This window comes from Rhizobium sp. ZW T2_16, from assembly GCF_044987325.1.
GTDB lineage: Bacteria > Pseudomonadota > Alphaproteobacteria > Rhizobiales > Rhizobiaceae > Neorhizobium > Neorhizobium cellulosilyticum.
Window position 1 is genome coordinate 499752 of sequence record NZ_JBJDRG010000003.1, and the last position, 13154, is coordinate 512905.

At 60.4% G+C, this 13154-nt stretch carries 15 protein-coding genes and 1 other RNA gene; 8 read left to right on the forward strand and 8 right to left on the reverse strand.

The genetic code is table 11. The annotated features are described in order from the left end of the window. Nucleotides 1-128: 128 nt before the first annotated feature. Nucleotides 129-887 (forward strand): 3-deoxy-manno-octulosonate cytidylyltransferase, encoded by a 759-nt coding sequence (locus ACI3K0_RS12380; protein WP_183823878.1) that lies wholly within the window; start codon nt 129-131, stop codon nt 885-887. 14 nt (nt 888-901) lie between these two features. Then, nucleotides 902-1765: a prephenate dehydratase gene (locus ACI3K0_RS12385; RefSeq protein WP_148146201.1), complete on the forward strand. Its 864-nt coding sequence runs from the start codon at nt 902-904 to the stop codon at nt 1763-1765. A 96-nt stretch (nt 1766-1861) separates the two neighbouring features. Here ACI3K0_RS12385 and ACI3K0_RS12390 read toward each other — a convergent pair whose 3' ends face one another. From ACI3K0_RS12390 to ACI3K0_RS12405, 4 genes are all read right to left on the reverse strand, one after another. Further along, nucleotides 1862-2236 (reverse strand): VOC family protein, encoded by a 375-nt coding sequence (locus ACI3K0_RS12390; protein WP_183823879.1) that lies wholly within the window; start codon nt 2234-2236, stop codon nt 1862-1864. Between the two features lie 66 nt (nt 2237-2302). Then, the gene (locus ACI3K0_RS12395) at nt 2303-2998 is read right to left on the reverse strand and encodes a YafY family protein (protein ID WP_183823880.1); all 696 of its coding nucleotides are present in this window, start codon (nt 2996-2998) and stop codon (nt 2303-2305) included. Nucleotides 2999-3047: 49 nt separating this feature from the next. After that, complete coding sequence (nudC, locus tag ACI3K0_RS12400) at nt 3048-4025, reverse strand: NAD(+) diphosphatase (RefSeq protein WP_183823882.1); 978 nt, start codon at nt 4023-4025, stop codon at nt 3048-3050. Beyond that, complete coding sequence (locus ACI3K0_RS12405; protein ID WP_246435993.1) at nt 4022-4432, reverse strand: HIT family protein; 411 nt, start codon at nt 4430-4432, stop codon at nt 4022-4024. Before ACI3K0_RS12405 ends, nudC begins: the two co-directional genes overlap by 4 nt. A gap of 99 nt (nt 4433-4531) precedes the next feature. On the opposite strand from ACI3K0_RS12405, the gene ffs reads away from it, so the two are divergent. The 4 genes from ffs to ACI3K0_RS12425 all read left to right on the forward strand — a co-directional run bounded on the left by ffs (nt 4532) and on the right by ACI3K0_RS12425 (nt 7586). Next, nucleotides 4532-4628, forward strand: an RNA gene (ffs, locus tag ACI3K0_RS12410) — signal recognition particle sRNA small type. A gap of 90 nt (nt 4629-4718) precedes the next feature. Then, entirely contained in the window at nt 4719-6605 is a 1887-nt protein-coding gene (locus tag ACI3K0_RS12415) for a DNA polymerase III subunit gamma/tau (protein ID WP_404945379.1), read from the forward strand. A 20-nt stretch (nt 6606-6625) separates the two neighbouring features. Continuing rightward, entirely contained in the window at nt 6626-6949 is a 324-nt protein-coding gene (locus ACI3K0_RS12420; protein WP_183823886.1) for a YbaB/EbfC family nucleoid-associated protein, read from the forward strand. Nucleotides 6950-6974: 25 nt separating this feature from the next. Further along, nucleotides 6975-7586 carry a LysE family translocator gene (locus tag ACI3K0_RS12425; protein ID WP_183823888.1) on the forward strand — a complete coding sequence of 204 codons (612 nt, stop codon included), beginning with the start codon at nt 6975-6977 and terminating at the stop codon, nt 7584-7586. Between the two features lie 3 nt (nt 7587-7589). Here the strand turns inward: ACI3K0_RS12425 and ACI3K0_RS12430 are convergent, their stop codons facing one another. After that, nucleotides 7590-8201 (reverse strand): hypothetical protein, encoded by a 612-nt coding sequence (locus ACI3K0_RS12430; RefSeq protein WP_183823890.1) that lies wholly within the window; start codon nt 8199-8201, stop codon nt 7590-7592. 87 nt (nt 8202-8288) lie between these two features. Further along, the gene (locus ACI3K0_RS12435; protein WP_183823892.1) at nt 8289-8906 is read right to left on the reverse strand and encodes an MOSC domain-containing protein; all 618 of its coding nucleotides are present in this window, start codon (nt 8904-8906) and stop codon (nt 8289-8291) included. Nucleotides 8907-8963: 57 nt separating this feature from the next. Between ACI3K0_RS12435 and recR the strand changes: the two genes are divergently transcribed. After that, nucleotides 8964-9569, forward strand: a complete 606-nt coding sequence (gene recR / locus ACI3K0_RS12440; RefSeq protein WP_183823894.1) for a recombination mediator RecR — start codon at nt 8964-8966, stop codon at nt 9567-9569. 186 nt (nt 9570-9755) lie between these two features. After that, nucleotides 9756-11024, forward strand: coding sequence for a lytic murein transglycosylase (locus tag ACI3K0_RS12445; protein WP_183824166.1), 1269 nt, complete (start codon nt 9756-9758; stop codon nt 11022-11024). On the opposite strand, the gene ACI3K0_RS12450 is transcribed toward ACI3K0_RS12445, so the two are convergent. After that, the gene (locus ACI3K0_RS12450; protein ID WP_183823896.1) at nt 11016-11468 is read right to left on the reverse strand and encodes a GNAT family N-acetyltransferase; all 453 of its coding nucleotides are present in this window, start codon (nt 11466-11468) and stop codon (nt 11016-11018) included. The two genes, ACI3K0_RS12445 and ACI3K0_RS12450, sit on opposite strands and share 9 nt — an antisense overlap. Nucleotides 11469-11477: 9 nt before the next feature. Then, nucleotides 11478-13106, reverse strand: a complete 1629-nt coding sequence (locus tag ACI3K0_RS12455; protein ID WP_404945363.1) for an MFS transporter — start codon at nt 13104-13106, stop codon at nt 11478-11480. Between the last annotated feature and the right edge of the window lie 48 nt (nt 13107-13154).

The window sequence follows — 13154 nt, forward strand, 5'->3', positions numbered from 1 at the left end:
CTTGCGGTACAAACGGCCATCTTGCAATCGCGCGGAAGCTATGTCTTTTGCCAAATCGTTGCAATTGGAAACAAAACGCGCCGCATGAGACTATTTGACACTCTTGACGCGAGAATAGAAGGCCTTCGATGACACAACCGGCAGCAGAAAAAACACTGGTCCTGATCCCGGCCCGAATGGCCTCGACCCGACTGCCGAACAAGCCGCTCGCCGACATCGCCGGCCTGCCGATGATCGTTCAGGTGGCAAAGCGCGCCGAGGAAGCAAAAGCCGGGCGCGTTGTCGTGGCGGTCGACGATCAGGCCGTGTTCGATGTCGTCAAGGCAGCCGGTTTCGATGTCGTCATGACCCGCCAGGATCACCAGTCCGGCTCGGATCGCATCTACGAGGCGCTGCAGAAGGCCGACCCGGATGGCAAGGCGGAATTCGTCATCAACGTCCAGGGCGACCTGCCGACGATCGAGGCGGACGTGGTACGTGCTTCACTTCGACCGCTTCTCGACAATCCCTCGACCGATATCGCGACTCTGACCGTCGAAATCACCGACGAACACGAGAAAACCAATCCGAATGTGGTGAAGATCGTCGGCTCGCCGATTTCCGAAACCCGGCTGAAGGCACTCTATTTCACCCGCGCGACCGCTCCCTATGGTGATGGCCCGCTTTACCATCACATCGGCCTTTACACCTATCGCCGCGCGGCTCTGGAAAAATTCGTCGCGCTCGGCCCGTCCCCGTTGGAAATGCGCGAGCGGCTGGAGCAGCTTCGGGCACTCGAGGCCGGCATGCGGATCGATGCCGAAATCGTGCACTCGATCCCGCTCGGCGTCGACACCCCTGCCGACCTTGAGAAAGCCCGTGCAATCCTGACGTCGCGCCAATCCTGAAAAAGAGGCACCCGATGACCACGCTGACCAATCGCATTGCCTTCCAGGGCGACTACGGCGCCAATTCCGACATGGCTTGCCGCGACATGTTTCCCGATATGGAGCCGCTGCCCTGCGCGACCTTCGAAGATGCCTTCCAGGCGCTCGAAAGCGGCGAGGCCGATCTGGCGATGATCCCGATCGAGAACACGATTGCCGGGCGCGTGGCGGACATCCACACGCTGCTGCCGGAATCGCGGCTGCATATTATCGGTGAATATTTCATGCCGATTCGCTTCCAGCTGATGGTTCTGCCGGGTGTGAAGCATGACGAGATCCGCACGGTTCACAGCCATATCCATGCGCTGGGCCAATGCCGCAAAATCATCCGCTCGAACGGCTGGAAAGCCGTTGTTGCCGGCGATACGGCGGGGGCTGCCAAGATGGTGGCTGAAAAGGGCGATCACTCGATGGCGGCACTTGCGCCGCGGCTTGCCGCGGATCTCTACAAGCTCGAGATCCTGGCCGAAAACGTCGAGGATACGGAAAACAACGTAACCCGCTTCGTCGTTCTGTCGCGCGACGAGAAGTGGGTACAACGGAACAATCCGGAAGACGTGATCGTCACGACCTTCGTCTTCAATGTGCGCAACATCCCGGCAGCCCTCTACAAGGCGATGGGCGGTTTTGCGACCAACGGCATCAACATGACGAAGCTCGAAAGCTACCAGCTGGGTGGCAAGTTCGTCGCCACCCAGTTCTATGCCGATATCGAAGGCCATCCGGATGACGCGCCGGTGCGCCGGGCGCTGGAGGAACTCCGGTTCTTCTCGGAAAAGGTCCGCATCCTCGGCAGCTACAAGGGACACCCGATGCGCGGCGCGCTGCAGAAAGCATAAGGCGCTTCAACGCGCCAAGCCGGAACGAGGCATCGGAAGACTAAGACTAGTAAGGGATTTGCAAAAGGCGGCGTGTTCAACGCCGCCTTTTGTGTTTCAGGCCGTTTCGCTCCTGGCATAGACGCGCAGGCGATGACCATCGGGATCGGTCGCGACGAAGGTATAGCCGAAGTCCAGTTCCGCCGGTGTCTGCAGCACGCGCAGGCCCTTCTTCGCCCAATCGCTATAGGTGCGATCGACATCAGCGGTTTTTTCGAGCCGGTAGCAGATTTCCATGGAGCCGCTTCCCGCGGTCACCGCCGGCTGTGCCGTGTGGCGCGACCACAGACCGAGCTTCATGCCGTTGGACAGGATAAACAACGCGAATGTCGGCGAGCTTTCCACTGGTTCGACACCGAGCAGATCGCGGTAAAATGCGGCGCTTACGAACGGATTATCGACGAAAAGAATAGTGAAATCAGGGTGAACCATGTCAGTGCTCCTTGTTGAGACTGACCCGAATCTATCGCATCATGCTGTCAAATTCTGTCAGCAGCCCTAGCCGGGCGCGGAAATGCCTTCTGACCGTCGCCACTCTTTCAGCAGTGCCGGGCGGCGGCGCGGGTAACGCTTTCCTGTCGAGACCGCGGAGACGATGCGGTCCGTGCGGAAATGGCGAAATCCCTGTCGCAGCTCGCACCAGCCGATCATAACCCGCACGCTATCGAAAAAACCGAGCGCAAAAGGCCAGACGCGGCGCTCGGTCAGCGCGCCCTTTTCATCCCTGTAGGCGAGGTCGAGCATGTGTTCGGCGCGGATCGCCTTGCGGATCATCGCCAGATCGCTCCTGTCTTCTCTGTTTCGTGGCGCTGCTACGAGCAAAGTGGAATTATCGATCTCTTCGCTGAGTTCGACCGGCAGGACTGCGGCGATCTTCTGCAGCGCGTCCACGGCGCCGGCCGCGAGTATCGGATCAGCCATTTTCGCAACCCAGCGGGAGCCGAGCACGAGAGCCTCGATCTCCTCTTGCGAAAACATCATCGGCGGCAGCATGAAACCGGGCTTCAGGATGTAGCCGAGCCCGGCTTCCCCCTCGATCAAGGCCCCTTGTGCCTGCAGGCTGGCGATATCGCGGTAGAGCGTGCGGAGGCTGACGCCGGTTTCGGCGGCAAGCGTCGCACCGCTGACCGGCTGCCGATACCGCCGCATGACCTGCAGAAGCACCAGAAGACGCTCCGAGCGGGCCACTGTCATCAGGTGCCTCCGATTTCTAGCCTGCTCGCACAGGCCACGGAACTGTTACTCAAGCGACGCCCGATTGCTCATACGGCCAATCGATCCAGTCCTTCATCAGCCGATAGGCGATCGCGCCGCTGGCAGGGCCGAAGGGTTTTGTATCCGGGCCGGCGTCGAGCATGTGCCTGACTTCGTCACGGGTAAACCAGCGGACATCCGACATTTCCTGCGGATCGATGGTGATCTCTGTCGAAATCGCTTCCGAATAACAGCCAATCATCAGCGAGTGCGGCATGGGCCAGGGCTGGGAAGCGTGATACCGCACGCGACCGACCTCGATGCCCGATTCCTCGACCGTCTCGCGGCGAACCGCATGCTCGATCGTTTCGCCCGGTTCGACGAAACCGGCGAGGCAGGAATACATGCCCTCCTGAAAATGATGGCTGCGGCCGAGCAAGCAGCGATCGTTCTCGACATCGACCGTCAGCATGATGACGACCGGATCGGTGCGAGGAAACATCATGTGCTGGCACTGGGTGCAGACGCGCTTGTAGCCGCCGATCTTCATTTCAGTCGGCGAGCCGCATTTGCCGCAGAAGCGGTTGGCCGCGTTCCAGGAGAGAAGCGAGATCGCCTGAGCGACCTCGCCCTGCAGCTCCGCGTCGATCAGCGCTTCGCGGTAGAGCGCGCGGGCATCCGTGGGCTTGTACTGGCCGGCAAGTTCTTCCGCCGGGACATTAACGGGAATCGCCACGCGCGGCTCACCGTTTTCGCGGTAGCCGAGCAGGATGGCATTGTCGAAATCGGGCTTCAGTTCCGCCAGTTCGTAAGCCGCGAAAAGCGGGTCCAGAACCTGTTCGTCATGTTTGAGGATGAGCTTTGCACCGGCGAAGGCGAGAATATGGGTCCCCTCGATCGCCAGCGCCTCGCTAACGCAGTCGTCGGCGCGATATTCGCCCCGACGGTCGAGCCTGTTGCCGGAAAAGGCCGTCAGGTTGCCGGGCTCCGGATGGGGCGCATCCGTCTCGAAAAGTTTTCTTGTCATGATACGAGATTTTCCGTCAGGCTTTTGATCAATAATTGCTTGGCTGTATCTTCATAAGGTTCCGCCTGGCCATAACCCCAGATCGGTCCCGGCCAGTTCGGGTCACGGTCGAACCGTGCGACGATATGCACATGCAGCTGGCGAACGATATTGCCGATCGCAGCCACATTGATCTTTTCGGCCCCTGTCGCCTTTTTCAGCGCGGCCGCCACCATATTGGTCTCGAAGGTCAGAAGCGCCTGGTCGAGCGGCGTCAGCTCGAACAGCTCGCTCACATCATTGCGCTGCGGCACCAGCATGAACCAAGGCCAGCGGCTGTCCTTCATCATCCTGAGCTGACAGAGGCCGAAGCTCTCCACAAGCTCGGTATCCCTGGCAAGCCGTGGATCCAGTTCAAAGGCGCTCAAGCGATCCTCCCGGCATTTTCGGTGTTGTGATTTTCGATACTGACAGTTTTTTACAGGGTTGGCTTGCATTTGGAAGCATTATTGCCGATATGTGCGGCGGGAGGTTGGTGGTGGACGAGCCACTCGCCAACCGGGTCAGGTCCGGAAGGAAGCAGCCCTAACGAGCCAGGCACGGGTCGCCGTGCCAGCCTCCCACCTTCTCATCTTGGTCAACGCCCGGTCCGGTCAAGATCGCCTGACTGCCGGAATGGCCCGTACAGGCCCGAGGGCCTATAGTCAGGACCTTATGAGCGACAGCGGGCCGACATCAATCAATCCCTCATCCCCTGCCCCTTCGGGCAGCACGGGATATCGGGTTCTCGCCCGCAAGTATCGGCCGAAGGATTTCTCCGACCTGATGGTCGGTCAGGAACCGATGGTACGGACGCTGACGAATGCGTTCGAGACCGGCCGTATCGCCCAGGCCTATATGCTGACGGGCGTACGCGGGGTGGGAAAAACGACCACCGCACGAATTCTCGCCCGCGGACTTAACTACAAGACGGCCGAAATCGACCGCCCGACGATCGACCTGCGTGAACCCGGCGAACATTGCCAGGCGATCATGGAAGGCCGGCATGTCGACGTGATCGAGATGGACGCTGCGTCTCATACCGGTATCGACGATATCAGAGAGATCATCGAGCAGGTGCGCTATCGCCCGGTTTCGGCGCGCTACAAGGTCTATATTATCGACGAAGTGCACATGCTCTCGACGCAGGCCTTCAACGGGCTGTTGAAGACACTCGAAGAGCCGCCGGAACATGTGAAGTTCATTTTCGCGACGACGGAAATCCGCAAGGTTCCGATCACTGTCCTTTCCCGCTGCCAGCGTTTTGATCTGCGCCGTATCAGCGCTGCCGATCTGGTCGGCCTGTTTACCACCATTCTGGAGAAGGAAGGCGTGCCTGCCGAGCAGGAAGCATTGGCGATGATCGCGCGTGCCGCCGAAGGCTCCGCCCGCGACGGCCTTTCGCTGCTCGACCAGTCGATCGCCCATGGCGGCGGCAGCGTGCATGCGGATACCGTGCGCGGCATGCTGGGCCTTGCCGACCGCGCCCGCATCGTCGACCTGTTCGAGCATATCGTGAAGGGCGATATCACGGCTGCACTTTCCGAATTCAACGCTCAATACGAGGCCGGCGCCAATCCGGTCGTCGTCCTGACGGATCTGGCCGATTTCACCCATCTGGTCACCCGGTTCAAATATATTCCCGAAGCTGCCGACGATCCTTCGCTGAGCGAAGTGGAGCGCGTGCGCGGCCAGGAGTTTTCCGAAAATGTTGCGGTCAGCGCGCTGTCGCGTATCTGGCAGATGCTGTTGAAGGGTATTCCGGAAGCGGAAAGCTCTTCGCGCCCGGCAGGTGCTGCCGAAATGGTGCTGATCCGGCTGACGCATGCGGCATCGCTTCCCTCCCCCGAAGATGCGGCGCGGCGGCTTGCTGATTTTGCCAATGGCGATGGCCAGCCGACGCCCAATGGCGGCGGCGGAAATGGCGGCGGGCGCGGCCCGCAGATGGCGCAGCAGACGATCGTCAACGCCCGCGGCTTTGATGGCGGCCAGCGCGCTCCTTCCGGCGGACCGACGGCCATGCTGCAGGCGGTGCCGAACACGACGACACGGGAAATGCCCGTCGGCCGCATCGAGGAACGCCCGTCCGAGAGGCCGGAGCCGAAGGTTGCCGTCCGTTCGCTGCACGATGTCGTTGACCTCTGCACCGAGAACCGCGACCCGAGGCTGAAGGCGCTGGTGCGCAATTTCGTCCGGCTGGTGAAGATCGAGCCCGGCCGCCTCGATATCCGCATGACGGATGGCGGTCCCGGCACGCTGCCCGGTGAACTCGGCGTCAAGCTGAAGGAATGGACCGGCATCCACTGGATAGTTACGCTCAGCAAGGACGAAGGCGAGCCGACGCTGGTGGAGGCTGATGCCAGCGCTCGCGAAGCACGGATGACCGATGCGCGCGCCGATCCGGATGTCGCAGCGATCCTGTCGCAATTTCCGGGCGCCAAGATCACCGACGTCAGGATCCGTGTGCTTGAGGAAGACAACGAGGTCGAGGATGCGCCGGCGCCGGCCATCGCGGAATCCGCCGAGGGCGATATCCTGCCCGGCGACGACATCGAGCTATAAGAGAAGAAGAGGAATTACCGATGCGCGACATCATGGGCATGATGGGCAAGGTCAAGGAAATGCAGGCCAAGATGGAGAAGATGCAGGCGGATATCGCTGCTCTCGAAGTCGAAGGCACGGCTGGCGGTGGTCTCGTGACCGTCAAGATGAACGGCAAGGGCGAAATACTCGGCCTGAAGATCGATCCTTCGCTGTTCAAGGAAGACGATATCGAGATACTCGAAGACCTGATCGTTGCCGCACACAAGTCGGCCAAGGATCGCGCCGAGCAGATTACCGCCGAAAAGACCAAGGAACTGACCGCCGGCCTGCCGATCCCGCCCGGCATGAAGCTGCCGTTCTAATCCTGTCTCGAGAAGGGCGGTTCCGATGACATTGGCTTCCGTGCTCGTATTTGCCGCCGCGCTGTTCGTCGCGGCGGGCTCTCCCGGCCCCAGCATCGCCGCGCTCGTCTCGCGCGTGCTGACAAAGGGCTGGCGTGACGTTTTGCCCTTCCTGATGGCGATGTGGGTGGGGGAGACCGTATGGCTATCCTTTGCGGTTGCCGGCCTTTCCGCTATCGCCGAAAGTTTTCAGCCCGTCTTCGTCGCAATCAAGTGGATCGGCGTCGCCTATCTTCTCTATCTCGCCTGGAAAATGTGGTTTGCCAGAACGGACGGCGCTGACGGCCAACTGCCGGAAAGCCGCTCTGCGGCGAGGATGTTCTTCGCCGGGCTGACCGTGACACTCGGCAACCCGAAGATCATGATGTTCTATGTCGCGCTTTTGCCGTCGATCATCGATCTTAACGGCGTCACGCTGATCGGCTGGCTGGAACTGGTCGCCGCCATGCTGATCGTGCTTGCGACCGTCGATATCGTCTGGATCACGCTGGCGAACAAGGCGCGGCAATTTCTGAAAAGCCCGCGCGCGCTGAAGCTTGCCAACCGCATCTCGGCCGGCACCATGGCCGGTGCGGCTGCCGCCATCGCGACCCGATAAAACTCAGAAATTATACCTGACGCCGACGACATTGGCGTTGGAGCCGCCATGCATGTCGCCAAGCGTGCCCCAGGCGCCGGAGCGGTGATGCAGGCGCCAGAAAAGCTCTAGCTCCGGTTTCGCGACGCTGCTGAAACTCAGTTCCGGCCCAAGATAGAAAAGCGTCGAGGCATCGCCGTCGCGCTCGATTTCATTGCGTCTTTCACGCCCGCTCATCGTACCGGTCACATGGCTGATGCCGAAGGTGAATGAGGGAATGATGCGGAGTGTATTGGCAATCTCGATCGCATCGTAACGACCGACAACACCGCCCCAGATCTCCGCATTGGTATTGCCGTTGAACCGCCCGGCAAGGCCTGCCTCAAGGCCCAGCTTTACTGAACCGATGCTATAGGGAAGGAACTGGTAGCCGATGCCGAAGATCGGTCGGTTCTCGTAGCCAACGCCGAAAGGGTTGGCCGCTTCGGCCATGTCGCCATCAACCATCGCTCCGCCGAATGCGAAAATCGAATGCTCTACATCGGTTTCCTCGGCCGCAGCCAGACCTGACGCCGCAAGATACGCGACCAGCGCGCCGGACATGAACCCGAAAGGGATGCGTCTCAAAAAACTCATACAAAGCTCCGCATAGCCATCAATCAAGCGGTATAGGGCCTTAAACCCAAGCAACCATATCACCATAGATCACGGTTTCGTGATATATTATACGGTCGGCTGAAACCGTTCTCTCCAGCGGCTCGCGATCGGCGCGGACAGAAAACGGAGCGTCTCGGCCTCAGACAGCTTTTGCCCCATCGACGCCAGAAGCTCGGCAACAGGTACACGCTCGCCGCGATAGAATTCGTAACTCACATCGTGTCCTGCCTGGATCATCCCCGGGTTGATAACCCTGCAATAAATGCCGGGGCGACCTGATTTGAGAACGGTCCTGCCAAATACCGGATCGCCGATTCGAGCAGTAAGCGTATTGCAGGGCGAACGCGGAGAGGTGGCTTCAAGCACGACATCGCCCACATGAAACCTGTCTCCCACCGCCACGTCCCGATTGTCGAGGCCCTTGATGACAAGGTTCTCGCCGAATGTTCCGGGCGGCAGGTCGCGCCCGAGTTCTGCCGCCCACCAGTCAAGTGTCAGCGATCCTTCGAGCAAGATCGCCTGATCCGGCCCGCCGTGATGTTTCCTGTTGCAGACGGCATCTCCAACCAGACCGACTTTGTCGATCAGCACCTGACCGTTGACCGGTGCCTTGTAGATGCCCGTCTTGTAACTCTTTCCCGGCAAACGCTGCGCGTGGCCGATGCAGATCGCGACAAGTTTCATGCGGGTCCTGGTCCTTCGGTCTTTCCGTTCAACCGACATATGGGCTAAAGGAAGCACATGGCAAAGCGAGTCACCGGCCCCGAAATCGAAAAACTCATCCAGCTTCTGGCAAAAGTCCCGGGCCTTGGTCCGCGGTCTGCCCGCCGGGCGGCGCTGCATCTGATCAAGAAGAAAGATCAGTTGCTCGGCCCGCTCTCGCTCGCGATGGGCGAGGCCTATGACAAGGTGAAGATCTGCTCGCGTTGCGGCAACGTCGATACGTCAGATCCCTGCACCGTCTGCACCGACATTCGCCGTGACCACTCGATGCTGATCATCTGCGAAGACGTTTCCGATCTCTGGGCGCTGGAACGCGCCGGCGCGATGAACGCCGCCTATCACGTTCTTGGCGGCACGCTGTCGCCGCTCGATGGCGTCGGTCCCGATGACCTGAACATCCGCGCACTTGTCGATCGCGTCAGTGAAGGGACGGTGAAGGAGATCATCATCGCGGTCAATGCGACTGTCGAAGGGCAGACGACGGCCCATTACATCACCGACCAGCTTTCCGATTTCAACGTCAAGATAACGCGGCTTGCCCATGGCGTGCCGGTCGGCGGCGAACTCGATTATCTCGACGAGGGCACGCTGACGGCAGCGCTGCGAGCACGGACGGCGATCTGACATTTTTCGAGGAGGACGACGATGGTGAAGCAAGCCCCCCTCTGCCCTGCCGGGCATCTCCCCCACAAGGGGGGAGATCACAAGCATCACGACCACCATTCCCAAATTTCGAAACGCTGTGCGGCAGCACTGCCGTTGAACGAGGCAGGCCAGCGCGCCCATCTGATCTCCCTCCGTGTGGGGGAGATGCCCGGCAGGGCAGAGGGGGGTATCCGCCGTCGCGCCGCAGCACTGCTTCTGGCCCTCACCGCCATCGTCTCGCCTCTCCCCGCTTTCGCCCAGAACCGGCCGGATGTTGAGCGCCAGTTCCAGCAGTGGATCGCGACCGATCTTGGACCGGAGGCGCGAAAGGCGGGGATTTCGGACAAGACGCTGCGCGCGGCATTTGACGGGATCAAGCTCAATTGGAGCCTGCCCGATCTCGTTCCGCCAGGCTCCAAACCGCCGAAGCAGCAGGACCAGAGCCAGGCGGAATTTTCTTCTCCCGGCGCTTACTTCAACGAGAACCGGCTGCAGACGCTGGGCTTGGCCGGGCGCGGACTGGCCGGCACCTATGCCGCCGGTCTGAAGAAGATCGAAGCGGCCTATGGTGTGCCGGGCGAGATCATCATCGCTGTCTGGGGCCGTGAATCCGGTTTCGGAAAGGCGAAACTGCCCTATTCAGCGGTCGAGGTGCTGGCCACCAAGGCCTTCATGTCGACCCGCAAGCCGATGTTCCGTGAAGAACTGATCGCGGCGCTGACCATGATCGAGCGCGGCGATGTCAGTGCTGCGACGATGAAGGGATCATGGGCCGGAGCGCTCGGCCAGCCGCAGTTCATGCCCACGAGCTATCTGAAATATGCCGTCGACTTCGACAAGGACGGCCATCCGGATATCTGGAACTCGGTGCCGGACACGCTCGCCTCCATAGCCAACTATCTGAGGCATGAAGGCTGGCAGCGCGGTCGCGACTGGGGCTTCGAAGTGTCGATTCCCGCCAATGTCTCCTGCGCGCAGGAAGGGCCGGACCTTGCCAAGCCGATCTCCGCCTGGAATTCGACCGGGATCACGCGGATTTCCGGCAAGGCTTTTCCGGCTTCGGAAATGAAAGCGCCGGGGATGATGCTGCTTCCCGCAGGGAGAAACGGGCCGGAATTCATCGTCACGCCGAATTTCTATGTGCTGAAGGAATATAACAATTCCGACCTCTATGCGCTGTTCATCGGCAATCTGGCTGATCGCATCGCTTACGGTGGCGGCCCGTTCCAGGCCAAGTGGGGCGATGTCGGCAAGATGCTGCGCTCCGATGTACTTGCGATGCAGAAGGCGCTGGTCGCCAAGGGTTATGATGTCGGCAATGTCGACGGATTGCCGGGCTTCAAGACCCGCCGCTCGCTCGGCGACTGGCAGGCAAAGGCCGGCATTTCTCCAACATGCTATCCGGATGCCTCGCTCAAGGCCAAGTTAAGATAAGTCGAGTTTCAGCCCCTCGTGGCTCGCGACGAAACCTTGTCTTTCATAAAAACGGATAGCATCTGGCCGCCGTTTGTCCGACGTCAGTTGCACAAGGCCGCAGCCCTTTTCTTTCGCCTGCTCGACCGCCCACTCGATCATGGCGGCGCCCAATCCGCCGCCACGATGGCTTGCAGCAATCCTCACGCTTTCGATCTGGCCTCGCCACATGCCCTTGCGTGACAAGCCGGGAATGAAGGAGAGCTGCAGGCAGCCGATCACCTTTCCATCGTCATCGACGGCAACGGCCAGCAATTGGTTGGGATCGGCTTCGATTGCGGCGAAAGCCTCCAAGTAGGCTTGATCCATCTCCTTGGACGCAACCTCTCTAGTTGCGCCGATCGGATCATCCGCCAGAAGCGTGATGATTGCCGGCAGATCGGTGGAGCTTGCATTGCGGAACATCCCTTTGCCTCAATGCAGATCGACATGATGCTTGTGAAAGATATCGTCCTTGGGCGGGATGGTCTGCCGTTCGATCATACGGTGGACCCGTGGTCCATCCACGCCCTTGTGAAGCTTTCGGATCGCATCCCAGATCTCCTCATCTATCTGCAGGCGGCGGCGGTTATGGCGGACATAATCTGCCCAGGTGGCGGTGTGATAGGTCTCCGTCCAGATTTCCGGATGTTCTAGATCGCGCATCAAGGCCCATTGGCGTGCGCCATCACGAATGCGTACCCGACGGCGGCGCGCCATCAGGGTGAGGAATTCGGAGATATCGTGCTCGGCGATCTCATAGTCGATCTGCAACACGATCGGGCCGCTTCGTGGCTGCAGGTCGAGCCGCAGCATCGGTTCGTTGAACTTGTTCAGCGGGCTCAGGTCGATATCGGTAAACTGCGGCAGCGGGTTCCTCAAACCTGCTAGTCCACCTACAAGCATTGCAAGGCTTGCCAGGCTCAGGGAAATGGAAACTCCGAGATTTTCGGCACCGACACCCCACACCCAGCTGCCAACCGCCATGCCGCCGAATGTGGTCGTCTGGTAGAAAGATAGTGCGCGGCCGACGACCCAGCGCGGCGCCGACAGCTGCACGGTTGTGTTGAAAAGCGACAGGGCCAGAACCCAGCACGCCCCCGGCACGATCAGCACGAGCGCCGTCAGCGCGGTATTGGTGCTGAGCGCTATGACGGAGGAACTTGCCGCAAAACCGAGGAAAGCGAACTGGACAATCCTCTCGCTCGTCAGCTTTTCGCGCAGCCGCGCATTCGACATGGCGCCGCCGATCGCGCCGACACCGAAACAGCCGAGCATGATGCCGTATGTCAACGGCCCGCCCGAAACGAGATCCCGCGCGACGATCGGCAAAAGCGCCAGAATGGCGCTGGCAGAGAAGCCGAATAGCATGCCGCGCAAAAGAACATTGAGGATGTTCGGCGACATGGAAACATAACCGAGACCTGCCGAAAGCGCTCTCAAAAGCGTTTCGCGTGGCAGCGCATCGTCGCGACGCTCCGGCTTCCAGCGCAACAGCGCATACATGAGCGCAACGTAACTTGCGGCATTCAGGGCGAAGGCTGCTGCAGCACCTGCCGCTGCGACGACAGCGCCGCCGATCGCCGGTCCGACACTGCGGGTAATGTTGAAGCCGACGCTGTTGAGCGTCACGGCCTGGGGCAGCATTTCACGCGAGACGATATCGCCGACGGACGCCTGCCATGCGGGATTGTTGAGCGCCACGCCGCACCCGAGCAGGAAGGTGAAACAGAGAAGCAGCCAGGGCGTCAGCAGGTCCAGATAGGCAAAGATAGTCAGCGCTATAGAGACGGCCAGCATGAAGAGCTGCGCCGTCAGCATGATACTGCGTCGGTTGAAATTATCGGCGAGAGCCCCCGCAATCAGCGAGAACAACATGATCGGCAGGGTGGTAGAAGACTGGACGAGCGCCACCATGTCCTGGGAATTGGAGATCGAGGTCATCATCCAGGCGGCGCCGACGGCCTGAATCAAGCCACCGAAATTCGATGCAAGGCTCGCTATCCATATTGTGCGGAAGGTCTGGTTCTTGAACGGCGCGAGTGTGGCTATCCTGTCCGGCACGATGTGGCTCTTGCTCCTCTTCCCGACTCTCTGAACCGGTTATAGACG

Coding starts and splice junctions, on each gene's coding strand:
- ACI3K0_RS12380 (WP_183823878.1), top strand. CDS start 129: ATGACACAACCGGCAGCAGAAAAAACACTGGTCCTGATCCCGGCCCGA.
- ACI3K0_RS12385 (WP_148146201.1), top strand. CDS start 902: ATGACCACGCTGACCAATCGCATTGCCTTCCAGGGCGACTACGGCGCC.
- ACI3K0_RS12390 (WP_183823879.1), bottom strand. CDS start 2,236: ATGGTTCACCCTGATTTCACTATTCTTTTCGTCGATAATCCGTTCGTA.
- ACI3K0_RS12395 (WP_183823880.1), bottom strand. CDS start 2,998: ATGACAGTGGCCCGCTCGGAGCGTCTTCTGGTGCTTCTGCAGGTCATG.
- nudC (WP_183823882.1), bottom strand. CDS start 4,025: ATGACAAGAAAACTTTTCGAGACGGATGCGCCCCATCCGGAGCCCGGC.
- ACI3K0_RS12415 (WP_404945379.1), top strand. CDS start 4,719: ATGAGCGACAGCGGGCCGACATCAATCAATCCCTCATCCCCTGCCCCT.
- ACI3K0_RS12420 (WP_183823886.1), top strand. CDS start 6,626: ATGCGCGACATCATGGGCATGATGGGCAAGGTCAAGGAAATGCAGGCC.
- ACI3K0_RS12425 (WP_183823888.1), top strand. CDS start 6,975: ATGACATTGGCTTCCGTGCTCGTATTTGCCGCCGCGCTGTTCGTCGCG.
- ACI3K0_RS12430 (WP_183823890.1), bottom strand. CDS start 8,201: ATGAGTTTTTTGAGACGCATCCCTTTCGGGTTCATGTCCGGCGCGCTG.
- ACI3K0_RS12435 (WP_183823892.1), bottom strand. CDS start 8,906: ATGAAACTTGTCGCGATCTGCATCGGCCACGCGCAGCGTTTGCCGGGA.
- recR (WP_183823894.1), top strand. CDS start 8,964: ATGGCAAAGCGAGTCACCGGCCCCGAAATCGAAAAACTCATCCAGCTT.
- ACI3K0_RS12445 (WP_183824166.1), top strand. CDS start 9,756: ATGCCCGGCAGGGCAGAGGGGGGTATCCGCCGTCGCGCCGCAGCACTG.
- ACI3K0_RS12450 (WP_183823896.1), bottom strand. CDS start 11,468: ATGTTCCGCAATGCAAGCTCCACCGATCTGCCGGCAATCATCACGCTT.